The following is a 26,701-nucleotide window of genomic DNA, read 5'->3' as shown; positions in this document are numbered from 1 at the left end:
GTTGATGCCGCAGGGCCCCTTGCGCAAGGAGGGATAATGATGAGCGCTGCATGTCCGCTCTGTGGCGGCGGCAACTCCTGCGCCGCGCTGCTGGAAGAAAATCCTCGCGATTGCTGGTGCTTTCACGCCGCTATTCCGAAGGAGCTGCTGGCCCGCATTCCAGAAGAAGCGCGCGGCAAATCTTGCGTATGCGAGAACTGCGTCCGCGCTTACCAGGTTGAAGCAGCTAAGATGTGACTAGCTGACGTTCCTCCTTTGTCTGAATCTCGGGCAGGGAGGACGGCATCCTGATGATGCGGTCACATAAAGCCGCCGCATCTTCGTGATCATGCGTCACTAATATGGACGTTATGCCGGACAGATGGAGCAATTCCTTCAATTCCTCCCGAATGCGGCTCTTCAAATCCGCATCCAGATTGCTGAAGGGCTCATCCATAAGCAGCAGCTTGGGACTGGGCGCCAATGCCCTGGCGAACGCAACGCGCTGCTGCTGGCCGCCGCTAAGCTCATGAGGATAGCGGCGGCCGTAATCCGCCAGCTTCACCAGTTCCAGCATATCGGCTACACGGTCCTTCCGCTGGCCCCGCCCTAATCCGCGCAAGCCAAAGGCGATATTTTGACTAACGGTCATATGCGGGAATAAGGCATAGTCCTGGAACACCATTCCGACGCCGCGTCTCTCCGGCTGGACAAAGCTATGAGGGTTGACCATTACTGCTCCCTGAATGATGATCTCGCCCTGCTTCGGCATCTCAAGTCCTGCTATAAGTCTGAGCAGCGTACTCTTGCCGCTTCCGCTCTGACCGAGCAAGCCAACCACCTCTCCCTGCTCCATCTCCAGTGAAAAGTTCGACAGTACATTAGAGGTAGTCCCCGGATAGGCATATGATAATCCTTTGATCGTTACGAAAGACATTATCCCTTCCCCCTCCTTCCCATCCATTGATAAAGGCACACCGATACGAACCCAAGCGAAATAATGATTAAGGAAGGAATAGCCGCCTGATGAATCTGCTCGTCGCTGGCGTATTGATAAGCTTTGGTAGCAAGCGTATCAAAGTTGAACGGTCTGAGAAGCAGCGTCAGCGGCAGCTCCTTCACGATTTCCAAAAACGCCAGGATGGCGCCGGTCAGTACAGCTCCTCTAATCAGCGGCAGCTCCACCTTAAAAAACGTAGCAGTCATGCCATAACCCAGCATTCTCGATGCTTCAGAATAGCGGTCGCCAATCCGGTCATAACCTGCGTCTACCGCGTTAAAGCCAACAGCCAGGAAGCGAATGATATACGCAAATACAAGCATGATAAGCGACATGCTGAGCACCAGCTTATTGGTACCAAGACCCATCGCCTCATAGAGGCCCGCAAGCCTCTTGTCTATGGATAAAAAAACAGCCAGCACTCCGATTGAAAGCACCGCTCCCGGTATGGAATAGCCCATTGAGAGCAGCTTGCTGCTAACCAGCGTAAAGGTGGATCGCCAAGTGCGGCCAGCGTTCGCGGCAATCACGGCCACTACCATAAGAAGGGCCACCGCCACCGCAGAGACGAACAGCGTATTGCCAATCATTCGAAAAAATCGGTCATTCCATACATCCTCATAAGTCCATACAGCCCATACTGCCAATTGGGCAACCGGAATAAAAAAAGACAGCATCGCGATGACCATGCCGCAAGTCGCGGCTATAACTCCTGGTACCCGGCCAAGGCGCATTCTGCGAAGCGGAGTGCTCCGGTTAACCGGCAAATGGTATCTTCTTCGTCTGCGCAGCCATCTCTCGGCAATAAAGAGTCCGATAATCAGACTCATCAGAAGCCCTGACAGCCTAATGGCGGAGTCTACATCGTACATGCCGAACCAGGTTTTGAAGATGGCCGTCGTAAATGTAGAGATGCCGAAATGTTTGGATACCCCGTAATCATTCAGCACTTCGAAGGCGACCAGACTGGCGCCGCCCACTATCGCTCCTTGCGACAACGGCAGTACCACTCTAAAGAAATTCGAGACGGGATGTCCTCCGAGCAGGCGTGCATTTTCGATAAAAGAGGCGCTGTGCTTCTCCAGAAATGTTCGAGTGATCAAGTAGACGTATGGAAAAAGAAATAAGGAGAAGATCACTATGGCGCCCTTCATCGACATGATGTTGAAGTAACGCTGGTCTACGGTCCAGCCCAGTGTATTGCGCATAAAGGCCTGCACGCTGCCCGTATAGCTCAGCATGGAGCCATAGGTATAAGCCGCTATGTAAGGCGGAATCGCAAGCGGCAATACAAAGGCAAACGATAAAAATCTGCGCAGAGGAAAATCGTAGGCTGTCGTCAACCATGCCAGAACCACACCTACAATGACGGTCACTGCAACGGTTCCTCCTGCAAGCAGCAGCGATTCCACCGCGTAATCCAGGAGCATATACTCCCGGATGTGCGCCCAGTTCTCATTGGGCTTCCCCAGCAGACCCGTTAAAATATAAAGAGACGGAAGCAGGGCTGTGAGAGCCCCGATTCCGCTTATAATAACCCATCCGTTCAGCTTATGTCTGATCTTGCCCGGCACCAAAAATTTCATGCGCTTATTTCCAGGCAGCTTTGTTCAACAGCTCGGTCGCCTTTTTGTTATGCACGCCTAATTGGGCGTAGTCGATGCTTTGCTTTTTAAATTCGCCCCAGCCTTTAAGAAGCTCCGGCAGTTCAGCAGTTGGATTTGTTGGGAATTCGAAGCTGCCGTTTGTCAGCATTTCCTGCCCCTCTTTGCTAGTCATGTATTCGATCAGTTTAAGCGCATTATCCTTATTTTTTGCATGCGCCGCGAGACCGATGCCGCTAATGTTCAGATGTGTGCCTGTCGTCTCCTGATTAGGGAAGAAGATACCCACATTCTCCGCGACCTTCACTTCTTCCGCATCCTTGGAATGAAGCATTTGACCAACATAATACGTATTCATGATCGCAACATCGCCGATGCCCGCCACAATCGCCTTCGCTTGGTCACGATCCCCGCCTTCCGGATCACGAGAGAAATTCGCAACGATCCCCTTCGACCACTCCAGCGTCTGCTCCTCGCCATTGAGTTCAATTAGTGACGCGACAAGCGACTGATTGTACAAGTTCGAGGAGGAACGTGCCAACACTTTGCCCTTCCACTTCTCATCCGTAAGAGCCTCGTAAGTAGAGAGCTGATCCGGCGTGACCCGATCCTTCGCATACACGATGACACGTGCGCGGGAAGCGAGCGCCACCCAATGGTTTTCTTTTTCTCTAAGCTCAGCAGGCACGTTGCCGTTGATCGTCTCCGATTCGATCGGCTGCAGTACGCCGCTTTCCTTCGCATAGTTCAGCACACCGCCGTCCACCGTAATGAACAAATCCGCTTCCGAGCTTTCCCCTTCGCGTTTCATACGCTCTACAAGTTCCTCTGCCGTTCCTTTGATCTCGTTGACCGTAATACCTGTTTTCTTCTCAAACTCATCGAACATCGCAAAGTCTATATCATAGTGCCGAGCCGTAAATACGTTGACAACCCCGCTTCCTTTGGATGAGCCCTCTGTATCGTTCTTCTTGCTTCCGCCATTGCTCGCGCACCCTGTCAAGATAAGCACGACCGCCAAGGCAGCCAACAGCGATTTGACTATGTACTTCTTCTTCATTGTTTTTCTCCCTCTCATTTCCGCTCTCATTCTTGTTGATAATGAATATCATTACCACGATTGTCATTGTAACGGATGAAAATGAGAAAATGCTGTGAAAACGAAAAAAAGTGCAATTCCATTAATCCTTCTCTGGAAGGATAGGGATCATCAAGGTTGCAACCGTACCGCCATCAGGATGATTGGCCAAGGAAATCGCGCCTCCAACGCTTTGCATCATTCGCTTGGCAATCGACAAACCCAGCCCATAGCCATGACTGCTACCGCTTCTTGACTTGTCTGCCTGATAGAAGCGATCCCATATGAATGGCAGATCCTTATCCTGGATGCCGATGCCCTTATCCACAATCGAAATAACCGCCTCTTCTCCATGCAACTCCGCGTACACGGACACTTCCTGACAATGGCCCGAATACTTCACCGCATTGTCCAATACGATGCGAAGAACTCCCTCCAGATGGCTGTCGCTAATCGCAAGCGATACCCCTTCCATAGCCTCTGCCTCCAGCTTGAAAGTGAACGAAGGATGCGCAATCCCCATCTTGCCAGCAACGGAGGATAATAACTCCACTGGCGTCTCGCAACGCATATCGGCAACGCTCGGCTCCAGCTTCTCTGCCCGGGAGAGAGTGAGCAGCTCTTCCACCAGCTTTTTCAGCCTGGACAATTCCTCCATCGATATCCGAAGCGATTCATCGAGCACCTCTGGATTATGCTTTCCCCACCTCTGAAGGAGCGCCAAATGACCCTCCAAAACGGCAATTGGTGTTCTGAGCTCATGTGAGGCATCCTCAACAAATTGCTTCTGCTGCAGAAATGATCGCTCAACCTCATCCATCATCTCGTTAAACATCATTTTCAGCGCAGAGATATCATCCTTGGCGACAACAGGCGTCATTCTCTCCTGAAGCCCATTTTGCTTCACCTTGCGAATGGTTTCGTTCATCGATCGCAGCGGCTTGATCAATTGCCGGGCAACCAGTCTCCCGCCCAATACACTGACCATAATGGCAACCAGACAGCAAATGATCATAATGCGATAGAAAGCTGCAATCAGTTGTTCCATATCTTCCACGCTGCGGGCAATCTCCACCGTACCCTGGAAATCAAAGATTGTAATTGGACTTCGGCTTATAAGCATGCCGTCAGCATAATGAGTGCCCATCCGACTATCAGGCATCAAGTCAGCCTGCACGACAGCCGGCGGCATATTATCAGCCGTGACGATGAGCGGAACTCCGCCATCGGTCAATATCCGTATCATCCCGTCTCGTCTATTAGCCCGCTCCAAGTAATGGCGAATATCGGTATGATCACCTTCCCCGATTCGCACTTCCTTAGACAGAAGCAGGTTGAGCAGCTCCTTCATATCCTGCTCCATGCGACGCTGCTCCTGCCCCGCCATCCATTTATCTACAAATACGAATTGAATCAGATTACTAGTTGCGAACAGGGCACATAACAGCAGAGATGCCCATATCGTCAGCTTCCAATGGATCGGAACTCGCGAATAGAATTGTCCGATTCTGCTCATTTCCGCATCACATAGCCGATGCCGCGAATGGTCTCGATATAGCTGGCCGCTCCGGGCGCATCGATCTTATTACGCAGATATCGCACATAGACATCGACCACATTGGTATCCACGGCCGCGTCATAGCCCCATACGCTATCGAGCAACGTTTCTCTCGGCATAACTCGGTTGACATTTTTCATAAACGTCTCCAACAGAGCAAATTCCCGCTTCGTCAGCTCCAAGTGCTCCGCGCCTCTGCTTACCACTCGAGAAGCGGGATCCAATCTAAGCTCTCCGCAGCTTAGCCGAGACTCCGGCTCTCCCTCCGCCTGCTGCTGTCTGCGGAAGACGACTCTGATTCTGGCTAGCAGCTCTTCAATGGCGAATGGCTTCGCGATATAATCATCGGCCCCGTTGTCCAGTCCCGATACACGGTCCGTTACACTATCACGGGCAGTAATCATCAAAATCGGCACCTGTTTATACGCTCGTATGGCCTTGCATACCTCTATCCCGTCCATCCCCGGCAGCATCAGATCAAGCAAAATCAAATCCCAATGCTCGCCCAGCGCAAGACGAGAACCCGTCACGCCTTCAAAAGCTACCGTCACATCAAAGCCTTCATGACGAAGCTCCAGCTCCACGAATCTGGCCAGATTCGCTTCATCTTCGATAAGCAGAATTCGCTTCAACCGTTATTCCTCCCCTGCTGCGCACGCTCGGCGCCGCTTCTTGTCCCCTATTCTATTTGATAATAATTTTCATTGTCAATCGTTTGCGATCATCGGACCTGCATTCAATTGTATACAAAGCAAAAAAACTTCCAACGGCAGTGATCCTGCCTGGAAGTTCTTTCATTCCTTAATGAACTGAATACCTTACGATACCGCCTTAGAATCGCGCTTGCATTCGCCGCTTTCGCATTCCTTGTAGTTGCCCGTAAAGTCAAGTCGGTGATCCAATACTTTGAAGCCGTATTCCCGCTCCAGCCGCTCTTCCAAGTCCGTCAGCCAATCTTCCTTGATTTCCTCAAGCGCTCCGCACTTCTGGCATATCAGGTGATGATGCATATGCTCATGGTCTTCCCCGCGCAGGTCGAAGCGGGCAACGCCGTCGCCAAAGTTCATCTTCGCTACAATCTGCAGCTCAGCCAGCAGCTCAAGTGTCCGGTAGACCGTTGCAAGTCCGATCTCCGGGAATTTTTCCTTTACAAGCATATAAACATCTTCCGCGCTCAGATGCTCCTGCTCATTCTCCAGAAGAACCCGCACTATAATTTCACGCTGGGTCGTCAGCTTATAACTGTTTTCCATTAAGCTTCGTTTGATTTTATCTATCTCAGCCGAAACGTTCATCTCTTCGCACCTCCAATGATGGTATCACACACGATCTATAGAAGGCCCGCCGAATTAAGGCAGGCACCAGATATTTAGAATTATTCTAATCTAATGGTATTCGATTTTGTTCAAGAATGCAATATCCGATTGTATGCCTTTTCTCTTCGACGCTCTCCTATTATTCGAGTTTATCCATCAAATCCCTTCTTTCGTCAGAAAAAAAAGAAGCTGTCGCCAAAATTGCGACATGCTTCCCCTTCAGAAACCGCGTTAAATATCAGCCAAAACTTGATACCATACGCCTTTTTTGGAATATAACAGCTGGCGAACCTCGCTCCAACCGCCCAAGTAGTCAATATCGAACAGCCCTTCCGGCGTGACGAACTTCTCCTTCGATTCCTCGGCTATTGCTTCATGGCTTGGGCGGAAGCCATGTCTAACGAATAGGCGCTGCGCCTCCTCGCTGTGCAGATAGTCAACGAACGCCTCCGCCACCTCGCGAGTGCCATGGCGATCCACGTTTTTATCTACGACAGCTGCGGGATTTTCAATCAGAATTGTATCCTTCGGAATGACGATATCATAGGCAATGCCCTTCTGAATGCGGGCGATCAGCTCGTTCTCATATGTCACAATGGCATCGCCAACTCCGTATTCGAAGGCAGCCATGGAAGCTCTTCCGCTCTTGTCCAGCGACTCCACATTGCGATGGACTGCCTTCAGAAACGTCTTGGCATAATCCACAGACTTCTCGCCGGTCTCCGCCTCCGCACGCTTCAGTCCAGCTCCATATATGGCATTAATATCCCACTGGGCACCGCCTGAGGTTTTGGGATTCGGATAAAGTACCTTCACCCCGTCACGCGCAAGATCCGCCCAGTCCTGAATACCAAGCGGATTGCCCGGACGTGTGCCGAGCACCACGATCGAACGAGTAATCATGCCCTCGTTGCTGCGATCACGCCAATTATGCGTAAGAAGTCCCGCATCCGATATTTTATCCAGATCGCCTTCCATCGCAAGCACCGCGACATCGGCCTCAAAGCCGCCAGCAATGGCTCTGGCCTGTGTGCCGGATGCCTCATACGATTCCTGGAACGTTACGCGCTGGCCCGTCTTCTGCTGCCAATATTGCTGAAACTCCGGCAATAGTTCCCTAAAGGCATCCTTCACGACAGAATATGCGCCAATAACGAGCGTCACATCGCCTTCGGCTGCAGGCTGGCTGACCGCAGGAGCTTCTTGCTTCGCACACCCTGCGGCTGATATTAGCGTTATGGAGGCCAACAACGCAAGCAACAGATACTTTACGAGAGCTGGATTACGTATCATAAGGACAACACTCTTTCCGCAACTAGGCTTCATTAGATGTGAATCGGCATGGGATCTACTTTGAGCGGATTTTCCAGAATCCAGCTCTTATTATCATTGAACAGATAGGCGCGGTGCACAAGCACGCTCACCTCTTCGCCTGGATGAAGCACTTCCTTCTCGAGTGACCGGTATGTGATCAGCTTTGTGTTGCCGATCGCAAGCTCGACCATCCACTCACTGCCACGGAAGTGGAGATGCTTCACGACAGCTGGCATCGAAGCGGAAGCCAGCTTGATCTCGCCTGTCTTGCCAAGCTCGATATATTCGGGGCGAATAAGCGCCTTCGTGCCGAGAACATTCGAGGCATCCTCGAAGCCCCGAAGCTCGGACAGGTCATCGACAATGGACGACTCTCCGATAAAGCTGGCGACAAAAGGCGTCTCCGGACTTTTGTAGATATCCCATGGGCTGCCCTTCTGCTCCAGACGGCCCTTGCTAATAATCATAATTTCATCAGCGACTTCAATCGCCTCATCCTGGTCATGCGTGACGAAGATCGAAGTAATGCCTAGGCGCTCGATCATGTCCTTCAGCCATGTCCGCAGCTCCGTACGAATCTTGGCGTCGATCGCCGCGAACGGCTCGTCGAGCAGCAGCAGCTGCGGCTCCGGAGCAAGCGCTCTGGCGAACGCGACGCGCTGGCGTTGACCGCCGGAGAGCTGGTGAGCATAACGATGCTCAAAGCCCTTAAGCCCCGTGAGTTCAACCAGATACATGACTCGCTCGCGAATTTGCTCTTTAGTCTGCTTCTTTACTTTTAGCCCGAAAGCGATGTTGTCATACACTGTCATATGCTTGAACAGCGCATAGTTCTGGAAGACAAAACCGATGCCCCGCTCCTGCGGAGGCAGATCATTAACCCGTTGGCCATGGAAGACGATATCCCCCGAAGTGGGTGTCTCCAGACCTGCCAGCATACGAAGGATAGACGTCTTGCCGCCGCCGCTCGGACCAAGCAAGCCGATCAGCTTGCCCTTCTCAATATCGAAGCTTACATCCCTGACCGCATGAAAATCGCCAAAGCTTTTGTTTAAGTTGCGAACCTCGATATGCATCTCCTAATGCACTTCCTTTCGTTTTTTGGCCCATTCCATCAGAAGCAGCAGGCCTACGGAGAAAGCCGCAAGCACAAGCGCAATTCCGTTGGCGGCCACTACGTTGAAATTCTCGACGTCCTGATAGACGAGCGTCGTAGCGGTCTGTGTCTTGTTCATGATATTGCCCGAGACCACTAGCACCGCCCCGAACTCGCCCAGCGACCTCGCAACCGTCAGTACGACACCGTAGATGACACCCCAGCGAATGGACGGCCATGTCACCTTCCAGAACGTATACCACGAATATGCGCCTAGCGTCGACGCCGCTTCTTCCTGCTGAGCGCCGATTTCCTGCAGCACCGGCATCACTTCACGCACCATGATCGGGAAGGTCACGAACAACGTGGCCAGAATCATGCCGGGCAGAGCGTACACAATCTTGAAACCGGCATCCTCGAACAAAGCACCCATTACGGTCTGAGGACCAAGCAATAGGACAATCATTAATCCGCCGATCACCGGCGATACAGCAAATGGCAAGTCGACGATGCTGTTCAGCAGCCGCTTCATCCTCGGACCGATCCATTGTGCCCTCACCAGATATAGCGCGAGCATAACGCCGAATCCTGTGTTGAGTAGAGTAACGACAACTACAATGATGCCTGTCATCATAAGCGCATGCAGCGCTTCAGGGCGCATAAGCCCGTCTATTAAACCCTGTGCCCCATTCTCCCAAGCGCCTAATAAAATCTTCACTAACGGGCCAATAAGCAGCAGGGCAAATACCAAATACGTAAGCCCTATCCACGTTCTTCTTATCGTCATATGCCGCTCCTCCTAGCTTGCAGGAGATTGACCAGCCATAAGATAAGGAATGACAGGGTAAGCAGCATGACCGATACGGCAGCCGCGCCTTGCGCATTATTGCTTTCGATTTCTCCGAAAATATAGACCGATGCTACTAACGTCTTCCCCGGAATATTGCCGGCGATAAGCACGACAGCGCCGAATTCGGCCAATCCTCTGGAGAAAGCCAGCATAGCTCCGCTCAGAATGCCAGGCAGCATAGTGGGCAGAATGACGCTGAAAAACGTCTTCGCCTTGGATGCGCCAAGCGTATAGGAAGCCTCTTCCTCTGACTTGTCGAGCTCCTCCAGCAGCGGCTGGATAGCGCGAATGACAAAAGGAAAAGTAACAAATAGCATCGCGATGACGATAGCCGGCTCATGAAATACAATCTCGATGCCAACCGATGCTGCCAGTGAGCCTATCAAACTGTTAGGCCCCAGAAGCAGAAGGATAAGCAATCCCCCTACAGCGGTAGGCAAAGCAAACGGCAAATCAACCAGACTGTTCAGAAAGCTCCTGCCGGGAAAACGATAACGAATGAGCACCCAGCCGATCATCGTGCCAAGAACCATGTTGATTAAGGTCGCGATGACAGCCAGCTTCAGGGTAAGAAGCACAGCCTTCCATGCCAGCGGATCGGAGACGCTGTCCCAGAACGGCATCCAGCCGAGCGATAAGGACTGCGTATATATGCCGAAGATGGGCAATACAATGAGACAGAAGAAATAAAGAATAATCGTTGTTCGAAACCCGAAACTCCATCCTCTTCCACGAAACATGGTATTCAAAATAACGAAACCTCCAGACCATCGGCTCGAGCCGCAGGTGTTGAAACTGCCTAACTGCACAATTCCTATTAACTTACTAGGTATTAATAATGTAGCATTCACCGGAAAAGGATGTCAATGGTTATTTAAGAAAAAATGATAAATTCGATAGCCTTTATTTATACCTATTTATGTAAAGCAAGAAAAGCCATGACCACTGCAACTCTCTGCAGCGGTCATGGCTCTCTCCTTTTCATTACTTACATATATTGTACGTTGACTGGCGTTCTTGTTTTGGCCGATTCCATAATCGCCAGGATGACCATTGTTGTATTGAACCCATCTTCCATCGTGACGAAGAACGGCTCGCCTGTAATCAGCTGATCAACAAAGTGGCGAATACTCTCGTAGGCAAATCCTTTCGGCTTGCCGTGAATGAAGTGGCGCACCAGCATATCCGGCCGATCGGCCTTCGTCTCCGTGAACCGCTCCATCATCTGGCTGTGTGTCGGATCAATATTGAACATGCCTTTCGTACCGGTAATGTTCAGCTTCATATCGTTGACATTCGGATTCGAATTTGGTGTAATCCAGCCATTCTCCATCGTAGCGATGCCGCCGCCGCGGAATTCCAGAATCGTCTGGTAGATATCGACTGTATCCACGCCCTCTTGCTTCAGCACGCCTTCTCTGGATACGGCATATACCCGCTCCACCTCATCATTGAACAGCCAGCGCAATACATCGACGCTGTGATAGCCAAGGAACCAAAGAATCGAAGACTTCGCTGCCCAAGGCAGCAGATCGGTAGCGACCCACTTAATATCGTTCAGACGGTAATACGCGCTATAAGGCTCGCCAATCTCTCCATCCACAATCGATTGCTTCGGAATCGCGAATAACGGACTCCAACGACTATGAAGATCCACCATCATGCGCACCCCATTGCGCTCCACCGCCTCGACAATCTCCAGCGCTTCTTCGCGTGTCGTCGTCAGCGGCTTCTCAATAATGAAGTGTTTGCCAGCATTGGCGCTATCCACAGCGATACGGGTATGGGCGAAGTCCGGCGTTACAATCGCAACAGCATCGATATCACCGTGCTCCAGCATCTCTCTATGATCCGTGAAGATACCGGATTCCGGGATGTTGAACTTTGCCGCAAGCGCTGCGGCACGTTCCCTGTTCATATCGCAGATCGCCGTCACTTCGGCTCCCGGATGATCATTGTAAATGTAAGCATGCGTCTCTCCCCAGGTTCCTGCTCCAACAATACCCATTCTGATTTTTGTCATCTGTGTCATCGCCCTTCGTTCGTCAGTTGGTACTCTAGTCAAATAGTTTCGCTAGTCATAATTGAAGCTATTATTTCACACCTTATTTCACACCGCCGAAAGTAAGGCCGCGGATCATATATTTCTGCACGATCATCGCAAATAGCAATACCGGCAAAATCGTCACAATACCGATCGCAGACATCTCGCCCCATACAACACCGCTCACGGACAGGAACAAGGTCACTGTCGTCGGCAGCGTGCTTGCATCGGAGCTTGTCAGGAAGAGCGCGAATACGAATTCGTTCCATGAGTTGATAATGCAGAAGATCGATGTTGCAATCAGCCCCGGCGTTGCCAGCGGCAATATAATGCGCATGAACACTTGGAACCTTGACGCCCCATCCACAAAAGCCGCTTCCTCCAGCGCAACCGGAATTTCCTCGAAGAAGCTTCGCATCATCCAGATTGTGAATGGAATGTTGAACAGCATGTAGCAAATGATGAGCACAAAGTGCGTATCCAGAATACCCAGCAGGCTCGCCATGACAAAGATCGGAATGACCGATGCCATCGGCGGCAGCATCCGCAGGCTCAGTACCCAGAATGCACGATTCTCCTTCTTCTTGAATTCGAATCTTGCAAATCCATATGCCGCCAGTCCGCCGATAAAGATTGAAATGAAGGTCGTCAGCAGGACGACAATAGAGCTGTTTTTCAAATAATCGAGCGCATGCCGGTTCTCAAATATATTTTTGTAGTTCTCGAAGGTCGGTGAAAAAATCCATATGCTCGGGTCATACGTCTGCGTCCCCGTCTTCAAGCTAATGATGAACATCCAGATGAACGGAAAGATGCAGCCTACAGATACTAGAAGAAGAAGAACAGCCGTCACCACCGTCAGCTTTTTATTCCCTAGCGGATTCATCCCTTATTCTCCACTCCTTTCCGATAGAGCCTGATCAGAATCATGCTGATCACGGTCGTCAGTATAAGCAGTACGACCGATACGGCAGCCGAACGTCCGATCCAGCCCGTTCCTGCAAAGCCAAGCCTGTAGATATGAAGGCTCAGAAACTCGGTAGAGCTGCCCGGACCGCCCTGTGTGAGCGAATACGGAATATCAAACATCTTCAGCGAGTCAATCGCCCGGAAAATAACCGCCAGCAAAATCATCGGCCATAGGAGCGGCAGCGTTATATTGCGGAAGATTTGCAGCTTGCCCGCACCGTCAATGGAAGCCGCCTCATAGGGATCGGTCGGCAGCGAGCGCATGCCCGCATAGATGATCAGCGCCACGAACGGCGTGTTCTGCCAGATGTCGACGAGCAGCGTTGACCAGAATGCATTCTCCCCCGAGAGCCAGATCACTTTGCCGCCAAAAAACTGCAAGAAGTAGTTGAGCACGCCATACTCCGCGTTCATCATCAGCTTCCATACTTGGCCGGTAATGCTTGGCGTCATCGCCAACGGCACGATCATGCAGGCAAAGACGAGAAACTTGAATTTGAATTCCCGGTCCAGCAGCACTGCCAGCCAGAAGCCGAGCGCGAGCTGAATGACGGTCGCCAGAAGCATAAAGCCGAGGCTGATGCCGACCGAGTACCAGAATTCGGCATCTTTGCCGGTGAACAATCGGATATAGTTTTCAAGACCAACGAAATCGAAGGTCGGATAGCCAAGCTCGTAGTTGGTCACGCTTAGCCCATACAGAAATATAGTCGGAATAATCGTCAGCGCGCCAAGGATAATGATTGCGGGCATAATGTAAATCAAATGAGGCCGTTTCTGAAAATAAGTGCGAATCATAGATGCCACCTTCCTTGCTAATGAACTGGCCGGACTGCCTCCCAGCGCGGTCCGGCCGCCAGTTCCGTTACTGCGTTATATCTTCAAGCTCTGTCTGCGCTTTGGCTGCCGCATCTTGTACCGTCATCTCTCCGAACATCGCCGCACTGATATAGTAGCCGACACGGTCCAGAATTTGTCCCAGCTTCTCATGAGGAGGAATCCAGGAGATTCCCTTCTCTACCAGCACGTTCGCATCGTTCAGTGCCGCCAGTTGTACCGGATAGGACGGATCAGCCGCTACCAGCTCTTCGTTTTCGTAGATCGACGTTCTGACCGGTACCCCGCCGCCGTCAACGTACGCCTTTGCATTAACTTTGCTGTTCATATACACGATGAATGCCCATGCTGCATCTTTCTTTTTCGATTGCGACGAGATCGACATGTTCCAGCCTGCAAGCGCACTTGCCTTACCTCCAGGACCTTCCGGCGTTGGCGCAAAACCAACTTTGTCATACACTTGCGAGCTTGCCGGATCCAAAATCCGCTTCGCCAGCGCAGTTGCGTCCAGCCACATCGCTGTTTTGCCTGTCATGAAGGCCGACAAGGCTTCCTCATGCGTATAAGAAACAACGTCCTTCGGTGCATTTTTCAGCAAGTCCACGTAAAATTGGAATGCTTCAATCGTCTTGGGATCGGTCATCGTCACTTCGCCCGTCTGCTGATTGAGGAAGCCGCCGCCGAAGTTGTACATAATGGTCATCAAGCCCGATGCTGCGTGAACGCCGCGCTGCGCTCTCATGGACACGCCGTACAAGCCGTCTTCTTTGCCGTTAAAAAATTGGGCCAGCTCCAAGTACTCATCCATTGTTGTCGGCGGCTGTTTGCCGTACTTGTCGAACAAGTCCTTCCGGTATGCGATGAAGCGTGTCTCGCCTGCCGTCGGGATGCCGTATACGCTGCCGTCATATTTGCTGATACCGTTGCGGTAAGCCGGTACGATATCTTCATAGTCGAACCATGCTGGCGTCTTGTTCTCATCGGAGAGATATGCGTCCAGCGGCTCAGTAACCTTTTTGGCACCGTATTCGCTCATCCAGAAGCCATCGACCATCAGAACATCGTAGCTGCCGGTTTTGCCTGTGAAATCAAGCAGCTGCTTGTTCTTGAGATAAGTCTCCTCCATCACTTCCCACTTCACTTTGATGCCGGTCAGTTTCTCGAAGTCGCTGGTCAGCTTCTGGAAGGATTCCGTGGAGGGATGGCTCGCAAAAGCGAGATTCAGCGTATCCCCGCCGTATTGACTCTTGATCGTCTCACCCCAAGCCTCCAGCGTATCCGTTGCACCGCTTGGCGTTCCTCCGTTGCCGCCATTGCCTTCACTACCATTCCCTTTGCCCGTTCCATTGCCCCCATTGCCTGCTCCGCATGCGGAGATCATCGCGACGAGCAAAACCACCGCCACGATTTGAGTCCATTTTTTCAACATTGCCTGACACTCCTCTGTCTTTGATTTGTGTAAGCTAACTTAACGTCCTATACCGTAATTTTCTTTGTTCCCGGTAGGGATAGTACAAATAATAGACCGATAAAGCGGTTTCAACAATGTATTGGAACGTCCGCTCTTGTCCTCAGAAAACTAAACTAAGCTTTTTAAACAAAAAACAAACCTTCATGTGAAGGTTCGTTACACTTGACTGCTATTTTTCTCTTTATATTCCAGCGGCGATACGCCATAATATTTTTTGAAGATTTTCGAGAAGTAGGGGTAATCGTTGAAGCCGCATTGCTCCGCAATCAGATTGATTTTCGCGCTTTCCTCCCGCAGCAGCAACTCCCTGGCCTTCTCCAAACGATACTCGCTTATATATTGGGTAATGGGCTTCTTCATAACCTCACGGAATATTTTGCTCAAATAAGCTGTGCTTAAACCGCCATGCTCCGCAATAACGGTCAAATTCAGGGATGCATCGCCATACTGACGGCCAATTAGCGCAATGGCTTCCTCCACGACGCGCTTGTTGCGGGGCGCCCGGCTGTCAGCTACAACGCTTATGATCTCCGACATGTAGTCCTTCCAATTTCGAAGCAAATCCTCCAATGCGGAAGCAGGCCTGGAAGCGGGATTGATATCCTCTCCTGCCGAACGCTTGTGTACAAGCAGCAGCTCCGCCCGAAAAGCCAGCCCTAAGTGGCCCATAATCCGCTTCATCTCCAGCAGAGAATAATCTCCCTCTTGCAGATGTGCGCCCCAAGCGTCGATCAGTGCATCGCATTCTGTTTTGTTTTCAGCCATGACGCTTTTGACAAGCATCGCGACGGTGTCCTTCATCATGCGAATGCTGGCCGCATCCATGCTTGCCATCCACTTCGAGGGATCGTTCAGCAGGACGCGCGAGATAACCTCCTGCAGCATCTCCGCCGTTACCGGCTTGAGCAAGTAGTCAGATACTTGATGCCGCAGCGCTTGCTGCACATATTGGAATTCCGCATATCCGCTCAGTACCACGATTGCCATATCCGGATGCCGCTCCCGTACTCTGGCAATTAGCTGCAGCCCATCCATCACTGGCATCTGGATGTCGGTGAGAATCATGTCCGGCTTGCTGAGGCCAATGCCCATCAACGCTTCTTCGCCGTTGCGCGCCTCATCAATCTCGATCATGCTGCCGCCGGACTGCTCCAACAGCTTGATAATGCCCCTCCGAATGACGACCTCATCATCCACGATTAATATTTTCATTGCCTTTGCCCTCCTTCGGCAGCTTGATCCGTACGGTCACGCCGCCCGTCATGGATTCCTCCAGCAGCAGCCCGTAACCCTTGCCGTAACGCAATCTGATTCTTTGCTGCACATTCAGCAGCCCGATGCCCCGACTCCGGCTCTCGTCCGACTCCGGCAATTCCTCGTCGTCGCTTTCGAAGAGACGATTCATCGCCTCCATCGCTTGCTCGTCCATTCCCTGTCCGTTGTCCTCGATGTAGAGGGCATACGTCTGTTCATCACAGTCCTCCGCGTAGATTTTCAGATAGTAATCCCGTTCTCCGGCGAACGCATACAGGAAAGCGTTCTCTACAATCGGCTGCAGCGTCAGCTTCACGATCGGATATTGGCCAAACGACTCTAGCCCATCCATATCGATCTCAATATCGGGATAGCGCTCCCGCTGGATGTCCAGATACGTCTTCACATGCTCAATCTCCGTCCGCAGCTCCACCTCCGCCTTCGGATTATCAATCGTGTAGCGGAAGAAATCCGCCATCGCCCTGCTCATCCGGCTGATCGGCGGCGCGTCATGGAGAATGGCTTGGCAATTGATCACCTCAAGCGTGTTATACAGAAAATGCGGGTTGATCTGATGCTGCATCGCGAGCAGCATAGCGTCCTTCTGCTTCATCTCCGCATTGATCTTCTCCATCTCCACCACGTACACTTTGTCGATCATCTCGGACAGATTGGCAAGCATCTTGTTGAAGTTCCGGCCAAGCAGGCCGATCTCATCCGTATACTTGCTGGAAAAGCGGACGTCGAGGTCGCCGATCTCGACCTTCTTCATGAGCTGCAACAGTTTCTTGATCGGCTGAGTCAGCATCCAGGTCAGCAGGAACGACATGACGAGCGTAATGAGTAAAATGACGATAATGACAAGCGGATGAACGATCCGGATCTGCCTTACTTTATCCAGGATCGCCTTTTTATTCGTATAGGCCTGTACCTCGAAGCCGCTGTAGCTCAGCTTGGATTCCGTCTTCAGGTACATCGCATCGCCCGAGCCCGAGCCGTCCGGGAAGGACGAATAGACGATATGTCCCTTCGCGTCCTTCAGCTCAAGCATCAAATCATGGGTTGCGAGCAATCGGAAGGCATCGCTGAACATCTTGCCGTTCAGCCTGACCACCAGCATACCGTCACGTCCGTCCAGATCATATTTGCCCATCATCAGATAAATGGACGTATAGGAACGGTCCTGGTAGAAGAGATGCTCCTTGGTCGGCTTCGACCATACATCCGCATCTTTTGCAAGGAAGTGCTTATACCAGGATTGGTTGCGGTAATGAATATCTGGCACTCGGTCGAGACCCGTATCATGGATGATTGTCTCCTGTCCTTCCTCTCCGTCCTCCTTGATGAACAGAAAGACAGACTCCAGCTCGCTCGAATATTGGGTGCGAAAGGCTTCCAGCTTGTGCTGCAGGCGCTCGCGATCCCATGCGTCTTCGATCTCAACGCTATTTTCCGAATAATAAAAGAAATATTGAACATTTTGAACGACACGCCGAAGCTGATTGTCGAGGTTATAGCCGGCCTGATTAATCGACCTCTGCGTCCGGTCCAGCTCGTTGTCCGTAATCATGTTCTGATAATACTGCTGATAAATATAGACCAGACTGAATACGCCGATAAACGAAACGATCGAGATGGAGATAAAGATTTTCGTAAAAAACCTGCGGTCCATCAGTCTTTTCACAAGCATCTGCACTAGCCGCTTCATGTAAGCCCCTCCAATTCTGAGGTAGATGACAAGCTGTCGGAGCGATAATGCAGGTATTATAGCATGTTCCTTGGGGGAAATGTCACGCCGCATGCAAAAGAGGCTGTTCCGAGATCAATGAAATCGACCTCAGAACAGCCCCATAGGGGTTGAACTTGCTTAAATTTGCACCAGCATCAGAATAATCGAAGACAATCCGAGACATGTACTCACCAAACAAAGAACAATTAACGCTTGCTTATGGTTCAGGCCTGCACGAAGCAGCCGGTAATGGGCTTGGCTCGCATCCGCCTGGTAGATCGCTTTTCCTTGCAGGAACCGCTTGATGACAACAAAGATGTTGTCAAAGATCGGTACGCCAATCGCAAGAATCGGAATGAACAGAGACAATATCGTTGCCTGCTTGAACGCGCCGTCCAGCGCAATAACCGCCAGCAGGAAGCCGAGGAACGTCGCGCCCGCGTCGCCCATGAATACTTTGGCAGGCGGCTTGTTGAAACGAAGATACGCAAGGGTGACCCCGACCAAAATGATCGCCATCATCGCGGAGTTCGATTGACCCATCGCAAGCGCCACAACGAATAACGTCATGCCGGAGATTGCGGACAGGCCTCCTGCGAGACCGTCCAGGCCGTCAGAGAAGTTGATGACCGTCGTCACACCGAATATCCATAGAATCGTTAGTATAAATTGCAAAATAACCGGGAGCACCACGTATTCACCGGAGAACGGGTTGAAAAACCCCGTAAATACGTTACCCGACAGATACACTAATACGGCTGCCGACACTTGTACGATCATTTTCGGAAGTGCTGGGAAGTCCTTGCCCTTCGTCTTGTACCAGTCGTCGATTGTCCCAATCGTCAGCAGCAGAATGCCGCCGAGGAACAATGCGCCGGTCTCCCAATTTATCTCTCTCTCAATGGCGAGGTAAGTGATAAAGAAACCAATGAATATGGCATAGCTCGCCGTAAGCGGGATGGGCTCCCGATGCAGCTTGCGCTCCAGGTCCTTCCGAGGCTTGTCCACAAAATCAAGCTTGAACGCCAGCCGGCTAAAAGGAGGGATCAACAGGTATACAATAAGAAACGACATCACTAACGCAATAGCATAAAAAATATAAGTCACCACCATTAATCGATATAGATCACGATAATTATACAACCCCTCTAGTAAAATGTCGACTTTTGGTAGAGTAGAATGAAGGGGTGGAAGATTAATATTTTCTAAGCATTGCGGAGAAATCGGCTGATAGGGGGCGTTGCAGCGAGATGTCTGGGGATTTGTCGCTTCTTGGAGCGTTAGAGAGGGAATAAGCGTTTCTGGCGAGGCTATTTCGAGATTTGCGACGATCGAGGGATTAAGTGTTTCTGGTGAGGCTTTTTCGAGATTTGCAAGACCTCACTGAGCAGTAGATTTAAGTCGTTGAGACCGCCTTAAAAGCGTCGTCTCCCGTTATAAAGGGAGATAAGTCGGCCAGACCGCCTTAAAGTGGTCGTTATCCCTCTATAGAGGGGAATAAGTCGTTGAGATCGTCTTAAAAGCGTCGTTCCCCTCTATAAAGGGGAATAAGTCGGCGAGACCGCCTTAAAGTGGTCGCTATCAAATTTGTGGCGTTCGAGGGGAATTAAACGTTTCTGGCGAGGCTATTTCGAGATTTGCTGCGTTCGAGGGATTAAGTGTTTCTGGTGAGGCTTTTCGAGATTTGCAAGACCTCACTGAGCAGTAGGTTTAAGTCGTTGAGACCGCCTTAAAAGCGTCGTCTCCCGTTATAAAGGGAGATAAGTCGGCCAGACCGACTTAAAGTGGTCGTTATCCCCCTATAGAGGGAAATAAGTCGTTGAGATCGTCTTAAAAGCGTCGTTCCCCTCTATAAAGGGAAATAAGTCGGCCAGACCGACTTAAAGTGGTCGTTATCCCTCTATAGAGGGATATAAGTCGTTGAAATCGTCTTAAAAGCGTCGTTCCCCTCTATAAAGGGAAATAAGTCGGCGAGACCGCCTTAAAGTGGTCGCTATCAAATTTGTGGCGTTCGAGGGGAATTAAGCGTTTCTGGCGAGGCTATTTCGGGATTTGCGACGTTCGAGGGTAATTAAGCGTTTCTGGCAACGCTATTTCGGCGCATCTCCAACCATTCCGCACATAAAAAGGCTGTCCCTCAAACTGAACATCCCCCACCAACAGAGCAACACAACAGGCAGCCTATAACACAACTACTGCAGTCGATGGGGAAATGTTCCATTTAAAAAGACAACCCTTAGTATATACCTATCTTATTTAGCATCAGAAAGAAGGCCCATTACTCACCCTCGATATAATACCGCTCCTCGCCTGTGCGGATGACAGCCTGACCTTGCGTGAGATCGGTCATCCACGCGATGAAGGCGTCCGCCTCTGGCACTTCAGGCAAGCACAGGACGATGACCTTGTCAGTGAACTCCGTCTCGCCAAGACGAGTGCGACGGCCGTGAAGCTCGTTCTCCAGCTTCCCGTACCACGTGTAATCGACCTCGACGAACACCTCACGATGAAGGACAAGCTCGATCTCGCCCGCCGCCTCAATGCCTGCGACCGCTCCATCCGTATACGCACGGACGAGTCCTCCCGCGCCCAGCATAATGCCTCCAAAGTAACGAGTAACGACGACTGCGACGTTTTTCAAGCCTTTGTTCTTGATTACCTCAAGAATAGGCTTGCCTGCCGTGCCGCTCGGCTCCCCGTCATCAGAGGCTTTCTGATGCTGGTCGCGCTCGCCGACCATATAAGCGGAGCAGTTATGAGTGGCGGAGCGGTGCAGCCGCTTAATCTCATCGATAAAAGCGACTGCCTCTGCCTCCGTCTCCACAGGCTTCGCATGGCCGATAAAACGGGATCTCTTAATAACAACTTCTGCGTTGGCTTCCGCTCTAACCGTCCTGTATCGATTCAGCATAGGCCGAATACTCCCGGCTGACGCCGATTACAGGCGAGCTTCAAGCTCAGTTTTTTCCTTCTCGAAGCCAGGCTTGCCAAGCAGAGCGAACATGTTCCGCTTGTATGCTTCTACGCCCGGTTGGTCGAACGGATTCACGCCCAGCAGGTAGCCGCTGATACCGCAAGCTTTTTCGAAGAAGTATACTAGGTAGCCGAACGTGTATGGCGTCATGTCTGCGATGTTAACAATCAAGTTCGGAACTTGGCCGTCTGTATGTGCAAGAAGCGTGCCTTCGAACGCTTTTTTGTTTACGAAATCCATTGTTTTTCCTGTCAGGAAGTTCAGTCCGTCAAGGTCGTCTGCATCATGCTGGATCGCAATATGCTCCGCTACTTCGCCCACTTGAATAACCGTTTCGAAAATGTTGCGGTTGCCCTCCTGGATGAATTGGCCCATGGAATGCAGATCCGTCGAGAAGTCAACGGATGCCGGGTAGATGCCTTTGTAATCCTTGCCTTCGCTCTCTCCATACAGCTGCTTCCACCACTCCGATACGAAGTGCAGAGAAGGCTCGTAGTTGACGAGAATTTCTGTTTCTTTGCCTTTGCGATACAAGGCGTTACGTACTGCCGCATATTGGTAAGCTTCATTTTCCGCCAGGTTCGGGTTAGCGTACACTTCAGAAGCATCAGCCGCGCCCTTCATCATAGCGTCAATGTCGATACCCGCTGCTGCGATTGGCAGCAAGCCAACAGCCGTCAGAACGGAATAACGTCCGCCTACGTCGTCCGGGATAATGAAGGACTCGTAGCCTTCCTCGCTCGAAAGCTTTTTCAGAGCGCCTTTCTCTTTGTCCGTTGTTGCGTAGATACGCTTGCGCGCCTCTTCCTTGCCATACTTCTTCTCCAGCTCAGCACGGAAAATACGGAATGCAATCGCAGGCTCCGTCGTTGTGCCGGATTTCGAAATTACGTTGATCGACCAGTCTCTGCCTTCAAGAACCTGCAGCAGGTGCGTCACGTATGTAGAGCTGATGTTGTTGCCCGCAAAAAATACTTGAGGCGTCTTGCGCTGTTCCTTCGACTGCACATTGTAGAACGAATGCGACAGCATCTCGATCGCCGCGCGTGCACCCAGATAGGAACCGCCGATGCCGATAACGATCAGCACTTCGGAGTCGCCTTGAATTTTTTCCGCCGCTTTCTTAATGCGCGCGAACTCTTCTTTATCGTAATTCGCAGGCAGGTCAATCCAGCCCAGGTAATCCGAGCCTGCGCCCGTACCGTTATGAAGCTGGTCATGCGCCAGACGAACTTGATCCGTCAAATAATCGATCTCATGTTGTCCGACGAAGGACAACGCTTTGCTGTAATCGAACTTCACCGTATTGCTCATCGTTATAACTACCTCCCAAAATGTACGAAGCTGCCGCGCTCTAGTGAAGCGCAGCGTTCAACTTTTCATTAAGAATAGCGAATAATCATCGCAAAAACAAGCTTATCGTACGTGAAATCTAGATGAAGACGCGGATTTGCAGCGGCTTAATAATACGGAGATATCATCAAATAGACGATAACGCCCGTCAAACTGACATATAACCAGATCGGCATCGTCCACCGCGCAATCTTGCGGTGCTTCTCCACCTGGCCCGAGACCCCTCTTGCCAGTGAAAGCAATGCCAGCGGAACCACGACAATCGCCAGGACGATATGCGTGAGCAGGATGAACAGATAAATGCTTTTCAGAATGCCTTCTCCGCCGTACTTAGTCGATTCCGTCAAGTAGTGGTACGTGACATAAGACACCAGAAACAATGTTGTCGTCCCGAAAGCCAGTCCGATAAAGGTGCGGTGCATGCGAACATTTTTTTTCAAAATCGCGATCAGGGCAACCACCAACGCCAGGAACGTAAAACTATTGAAAATCGCGTTCAGCAGCGGCAAAATCTTCACGTCGAATCCCACTTCGCCATCATAAGCCGGCAGGAAGAACAAAATGGCCACCAGCGCGACAATAACGACAGTCAGCACAGCGACGATCGGCGTATAGTTTCTTTCTTTCATAGTCGGTACAGTCCTCCTTCATAGGTACACAGAGACAATCGTGTTAGCTATTACTTTAGCCCATTTGACCTGTCGAACACAACGCGAATCAGGCATGGAATGTCACAAAAAACCGACTCTTTCCGATAGACTGCAGCCTAGGCATGGAGAAGGCCGCATCGCACAAGCGACACGGCCCTATTCTTGATTTCAACTTATTCTTAAAGATACGAGCAGCAGTAGTCCGTCACTTCGGCAACTTGAAGCTTGAACTTCGTGTTCGCCGGAACTGTGAACTCACCTTCGCCTTGAATATGACGCCATTCCGTTTCGCCTGGCAGAAGCACTTTCAGGTCGCCTGCGAGAATTTCCATGATCTCGACGCAATCCGTACCGAATTCATAGTCGCCCGGCAGCATGATGCCCAGCGTTTTTTTCGTTCCGTCTGCGAATAGTACCGCACGGCTTGTGACTTTGCCATCAAAATATACGTTAGCTTTCTTGACGACTGTTACATTTTCAAATTGCGACATAATGAAGTTGCTCCTTTATGATATAGAATCAAGATCCAAGAAGCCGCAGATTACAGCAAGGCTTTCACTTTGCTAACGACGTTCTCGACCGTAAAACCGTATTCCTTAATAACGCGGTCCCCAGGAGCGGATGCGCCGAAGCCATTGATCGCAAGAATATCGCCTTGATCGCCCGTGTAGCGCTCCCAGCCGAACGGATGAGCCATCTCGATCGCAAGACGAGCTTTCACTTCCGGCAAAATAACGGAATCGCGGTACGCCTTCGGCTGCTTCTCGAACAGATCCCAGCTTGGCATGCTGATGACGCGAACTTGAATGCCGTCCTCAGCCAGCGCTTTTTGAGCAGCTACTGCCAGTTGAACCTCGGAGCCAGTCGCCAGAATTTGTGCTTGTGGCTTACCATTTGCCGCATCGGATACGACGTAAGCGCCTTTGCGCAATTTGTCGCGCGAGTCGCTAACTGTACCTTCCAGAATAGGCAGGTTCTGACGAGTCAGAACAAGCGCAACCGGATTCGATTGGTTTTCGATCGCATATGCCCAAGCCGCGGACGTCTCGTTCGCATCTGCCGGACGGATGACTGTCAAGCCAGGAATAATACGGATCGAAGCCAATTGCTCGATTGGCTCATGTGTCGGGCCGTCTTCACCAACAGCGATACTGTCATGCGTAAGCACGTAGACAACCGGTTGGTTCATCAGCGCAGCAAGACGAATAGCTGGACGCAAGTAATCTGTAAACACGAAGAACGTACCGCCGAATACTTTGATGCCGCTATGCAAGCTAATACCGTTCATAGCTGCAGCCATACCAAACTCGCGCACGCCGAAGTAAATATTGCGGCCATCGTAGCTGCCTGGCTTGAATTGATCCAGACCCTTCAGATGAGTCATTGTGGAGCTTTCCAGGTCAGCGGAGCCACCTGCCAGGTTCGGCACATTCTTTGCCAGTCCATTCAGCGCATTGCCGGAAGCAACACGTGTGGATACCGGCTTGTCCTCCGTGGAGTAAGTCGGAAGCTCAGCATCCCAGCCTTCTGGAAGCTCGCCGGAGATCGCCAGCTCGAATTGCTTCGCCAGCTCGGAATGAGCTTCTTTGTAAGACGCCAGCAGTGCGTTCCACTCCGCGTTCACCTTTTCGCCTGCGCTTTTCACTTCTGCGAAGTGAGCGCGAACTTCGTCCGGCACATGGAATTGATGCTCTTCGGACCAGCCGTAGAATTGCTTCGTCAGCTTCGTCTCATCCGCGCCAAGCGGCGAGCCGTGAGTACCGCCATGACCGCCTTTGCCGCCTTTGTTCGGGCTGCCGTAACCGATCATTGTCTTCACTTCGATCAGCGTTGGCTTGGAAAGTTCGCCTTGCGCTTCCGCTACTGCAGCGGACAATGCATTCAGATCATTGCCGTCCTCTACGCGAAGCACTTGCCAGCCATAGCCTTCAAATCGCTTCTGAACCGTCTCGGAGTAAGACAGGTTCAGAGCGCCATCCAGAGAGATATCGTTGGAATCATACAGCACGACGAGCTTGCCAAGCTGCAAGTGCCCCGCCATGGAAGCCGCCTCATGCGAGATGCCTTCCATCAGGTCGCCGTCGCCGCAGATGGAGTACGTAAAGTGATTGATGATGTCGAAACCTTCTTTGTTGTAAACAGCGCCTAGATGCGCTTCAGCCATCGCCATGCCTACAGCCATCGCTACACCTTGTCCAAGCGGGCCTGTCGTTGCGTCTACGCCTGCTGTGTGGCCGAATTCAGGATGACCTGGAGTCAGCGATCCCCATTGACGGAAGTTTTTCAGCTCTTCGATTGGCAGATCATAGCCGGAGAGGTGCAACAAGCTGTATAGCAGCATGGAGCCATGACCAGCGGACAGTACGAAACGGTCGCGGTTCACCCAAGTTGGATTAGCAGGGTTGTGCTTCATATTTTTTGCAAACAATTGGTAACCCATCGGAGCTGCGCCCATCGGCATGCCCGGGTGACCGGAATTCGCCTTCTCGATTGCATCAATTGCAAGCGTACGGATTGTATCAATGGATAGTTGGTCAATCGATTTCTGTGTAACGGTCATTTCTGTATCCTCCTAAAAGTTTGAGTAGCAGACTAGCTTCGTAAGCGTTGACTTCCGTTTTGAATAGCAAAACTTGCTTCGTAAGCATTAGCTTTATTCTTAATCGTCAAACTGAATAAATCAAGTTAATAGTTTTAAATATTGTATCACTCGCGATTAATTGAATACAACCGTCTTGTTCTGGTGAACCAGTACTCGGTCTTCAATATGCCACTTCACGGCACGAGCCAGAACGACACGCTCGATGGTGCGGCCAATCCGCTTCAGATCCTCTACATTGTCGCGATGGCTGACACGCTGCACATCTTGCTCAATGATTGGACCGCCGTCAAGTTCCTCGGTAACATAGTGGGCAGTCGCTCCAATGATTTTCACCCCGCGGTTGTAGGCCTGCGCGTATGGCTTGCCGCCAACGAACGCCGGTAGGAACGAGTGATGGATATTGATAATGCGATTAGGGAAATGCTCGATAAATTTCGGCGACACGATCTGCATGTAGCGGGCCAGGACGATAATATCCGCTTTGTCCGCAACCAGCTCCATTTGTTTGCGTTCTGCTTCCACCTTCGTATCCGCCGTAACCGGTACATGATGGAACGGAATGCCGAACGATTCAACAAGCTTGCGCATATCGGGATGGTTGCTAATGACCATCGCAATGTCGGCATTGAGATCCCCTGCTTGCCACTGCCACAGCAGCTCCAGCAAGCAATGATCTTCCTTGGATACCAAGATCGCAAGACGTTTCTTGCGACTGGCGCGGAATGTGTGCCACTTCATCTCGAAGCGATCAGCAACACGCGCAAAATCCTCTACGAGTACCGGCAGCTCTTTGTCCAAATCATTCAGATCAAACTCGAAACGGATGAAAAACATTCCGCCTTCCGGGTCCATCGTGTATTGGTCTGATTGCACGATATTGGCGCCATGCTCATAAAGAAAATGGGAAACTGCGGCTACAATGCCGGGACGGTCAGGACAAGAGATAAGCATGCGTGCGCGTCCGCTCTTGTCTTGCGCTCCGTTCGTACGCTGCGGTTGATTAGATGGGGATGACATACGATA

General features: G+C 51.2%; 24 protein-coding genes. 1 reads left to right on the top strand and 23 read right to left on the bottom strand.

Going from position 1 to position 26,701, the window contains the following annotated elements; all coding sequences use genetic code 11:
• The first annotated feature begins 39 nt into the window (after positions 1 to 39).
• Positions 40 to 237, top strand: coding sequence for a cysteine-rich CWC family protein (locus tag DX130_RS01075; RefSeq protein ID WP_240644048.1), 198 nt, complete (start codon positions 40 to 42; stop codon positions 235 to 237).
• On the opposite strand, the gene DX130_RS01070 is transcribed toward DX130_RS01075, so the two are convergent.
• The 23 genes from DX130_RS01070 to purU all read right to left on the bottom strand — a co-directional run bounded on the left by DX130_RS01070 (position 227) and on the right by purU (position 26,695).
• Positions 227 to 916 carry an ABC transporter ATP-binding protein gene (locus DX130_RS01070; protein WP_116042138.1) on the bottom strand — a complete coding sequence of 230 codons (690 nt, stop codon included), beginning with the start codon at positions 914 to 916 and terminating at the stop codon, positions 227 to 229. The genes DX130_RS01075 and DX130_RS01070 overlap by 11 nt on opposite strands.
• Positions 916 to 2,565, bottom strand: coding sequence for an ABC transporter permease (locus DX130_RS01065; RefSeq protein WP_116042136.1), 1,650 nt, complete (start codon positions 2,563 to 2,565; stop codon positions 916 to 918). The genes DX130_RS01070 and DX130_RS01065 overlap by 1 nt, the downstream gene beginning before the upstream one ends.
• Before the next feature lie 4 nt (positions 2,566 to 2,569).
• On the bottom strand, positions 2,570 to 3,643 hold the full coding sequence (locus DX130_RS01060) for a Fe(3+) ABC transporter substrate-binding protein (RefSeq protein WP_116042134.1): 1,074 nt from the start codon (positions 3,641 to 3,643) through the stop codon (positions 2,570 to 2,572).
• A gap of 121 nt (positions 3,644 to 3,764) precedes the next feature.
• The gene (locus tag DX130_RS01055) at positions 3,765 to 5,177 is read right to left on the bottom strand and encodes a sensor histidine kinase (protein WP_116042133.1); all 1,413 of its coding nucleotides are present in this window, start codon (positions 5,175 to 5,177) and stop codon (positions 3,765 to 3,767) included.
• Positions 5,174 to 5,851, bottom strand: a complete 678-nt coding sequence (locus tag DX130_RS01050; protein WP_116042131.1) for a response regulator transcription factor — start codon at positions 5,849 to 5,851, stop codon at positions 5,174 to 5,176. Before DX130_RS01050 ends, DX130_RS01055 begins: the two co-directional genes overlap by 4 nt.
• Before the next feature lie 186 nt (positions 5,852 to 6,037).
• Positions 6,038 to 6,514, bottom strand: a complete 477-nt coding sequence (gene fur / locus DX130_RS01045; protein WP_116042130.1) for a ferric iron uptake transcriptional regulator — start codon at positions 6,512 to 6,514, stop codon at positions 6,038 to 6,040.
• A gap of 252 nt (positions 6,515 to 6,766) precedes the next feature.
• Complete coding sequence (locus DX130_RS01040; RefSeq protein ID WP_116042128.1) at positions 6,767 to 7,828, bottom strand: sulfate ABC transporter substrate-binding protein; 1,062 nt, start codon at positions 7,826 to 7,828, stop codon at positions 6,767 to 6,769.
• A 32-nt stretch (positions 7,829 to 7,860) separates the two neighbouring features.
• Positions 7,861 to 8,925: a sulfate/molybdate ABC transporter ATP-binding protein gene (locus tag DX130_RS01035; protein ID WP_116042126.1), complete on the bottom strand. Its 1,065-nt coding sequence runs from the start codon at positions 8,923 to 8,925 to the stop codon at positions 7,861 to 7,863.
• Between the two features lie 3 nt (positions 8,926 to 8,928).
• Positions 8,929 to 9,726 (bottom strand): sulfate ABC transporter permease subunit, encoded by a 798-nt coding sequence (locus tag DX130_RS01030; protein ID WP_116045629.1) that lies wholly within the window; start codon positions 9,724 to 9,726, stop codon positions 8,929 to 8,931.
• A gap of 2 nt (positions 9,727 to 9,728) precedes the next feature.
• The gene (gene cysT, locus DX130_RS01025; protein WP_116042125.1) at positions 9,729 to 10,544 is read right to left on the bottom strand and encodes a sulfate ABC transporter permease subunit CysT; all 816 of its coding nucleotides are present in this window, start codon (positions 10,542 to 10,544) and stop codon (positions 9,729 to 9,731) included.
• Between the two features lie 239 nt (positions 10,545 to 10,783).
• A complete protein-coding gene (locus DX130_RS01020) occupies positions 10,784 to 11,818 on the bottom strand; it encodes a Gfo/Idh/MocA family protein (protein WP_206098751.1) in 1,035 nt (344 codons plus the stop codon).
• A gap of 82 nt (positions 11,819 to 11,900) precedes the next feature.
• Complete coding sequence (locus tag DX130_RS01015) at positions 11,901 to 12,725, bottom strand: carbohydrate ABC transporter permease (RefSeq protein WP_116042121.1); 825 nt, start codon at positions 12,723 to 12,725, stop codon at positions 11,901 to 11,903.
• Complete coding sequence (locus DX130_RS01010; protein WP_116042120.1) at positions 12,722 to 13,606, bottom strand: carbohydrate ABC transporter permease; 885 nt, start codon at positions 13,604 to 13,606, stop codon at positions 12,722 to 12,724. Before DX130_RS01010 ends, DX130_RS01015 begins: the two co-directional genes overlap by 4 nt.
• Before the next feature lie 67 nt (positions 13,607 to 13,673).
• Positions 13,674 to 15,074, bottom strand: coding sequence for an extracellular solute-binding protein (locus DX130_RS01005; protein ID WP_116042118.1), 1,401 nt, complete (start codon positions 15,072 to 15,074; stop codon positions 13,674 to 13,676).
• A 198-nt stretch (positions 15,075 to 15,272) separates the two neighbouring features.
• Entirely contained in the window at positions 15,273 to 16,328 is a 1,056-nt protein-coding gene (locus tag DX130_RS01000) for a response regulator transcription factor (protein ID WP_116042117.1), read from the bottom strand.
• The gene (locus DX130_RS00995; RefSeq protein ID WP_165861107.1) at positions 16,306 to 18,078 is read right to left on the bottom strand and encodes a sensor histidine kinase; all 1,773 of its coding nucleotides are present in this window, start codon (positions 18,076 to 18,078) and stop codon (positions 16,306 to 16,308) included. The genes DX130_RS01000 and DX130_RS00995 overlap by 23 nt, the downstream gene beginning before the upstream one ends.
• A 159-nt stretch (positions 18,079 to 18,237) precedes the next feature.
• Positions 18,238 to 19,212, bottom strand: coding sequence for an MraY family glycosyltransferase (locus DX130_RS00990; RefSeq protein WP_206098803.1), 975 nt, complete (start codon positions 19,210 to 19,212; stop codon positions 18,238 to 18,240).
• 1,165 nt (positions 19,213 to 20,377) lie between these two features.
• Complete coding sequence (locus tag DX130_RS00985) at positions 20,378 to 21,010, bottom strand: YigZ family protein (protein ID WP_116042113.1); 633 nt, start codon at positions 21,008 to 21,010, stop codon at positions 20,378 to 20,380.
• Positions 21,011 to 21,037: 27 nt separating this feature from the next.
• Positions 21,038 to 22,387, bottom strand: coding sequence for a glucose-6-phosphate isomerase (locus tag DX130_RS00980; RefSeq protein WP_116042112.1), 1,350 nt, complete (start codon positions 22,385 to 22,387; stop codon positions 21,038 to 21,040).
• 146 nt (positions 22,388 to 22,533) lie between these two features.
• A complete protein-coding gene (locus DX130_RS00975) occupies positions 22,534 to 23,055 on the bottom strand; it encodes a DUF420 domain-containing protein (RefSeq protein ID WP_116042111.1) in 522 nt (173 codons plus the stop codon).
• 200 nt (positions 23,056 to 23,255) lie between these two features.
• Positions 23,256 to 23,567 carry a pyrimidine/purine nucleoside phosphorylase gene (gene ppnP, locus DX130_RS00970; RefSeq protein WP_116042110.1) on the bottom strand — a complete coding sequence of 104 codons (312 nt, stop codon included), beginning with the start codon at positions 23,565 to 23,567 and terminating at the stop codon, positions 23,256 to 23,258.
• A gap of 50 nt (positions 23,568 to 23,617) precedes the next feature.
• Positions 23,618 to 25,636, bottom strand: a complete 2,019-nt coding sequence (gene tkt / locus DX130_RS00965; protein WP_116042109.1) for a transketolase — start codon at positions 25,634 to 25,636, stop codon at positions 23,618 to 23,620.
• 156 nt (positions 25,637 to 25,792) lie between these two features.
• Positions 25,793 to 26,695, bottom strand: coding sequence for a formyltetrahydrofolate deformylase (purU, locus tag DX130_RS00960; RefSeq protein ID WP_116042108.1), 903 nt, complete (start codon positions 26,693 to 26,695; stop codon positions 25,793 to 25,795).
• Positions 26,696 to 26,701 lie beyond the last annotated feature (6 nt).

The sequence above is a fragment of the Paenibacillus paeoniae genome (assembly GCF_003388735.1).
Lineage (GTDB): Bacteria > Bacillota > Bacilli > Paenibacillales > Paenibacillaceae > Pristimantibacillus > Pristimantibacillus paeoniae.
The sequence above is the reverse complement of the archived record's forward strand: the minus strand, read 5'-3'. Positions and strand labels throughout refer to the sequence as shown.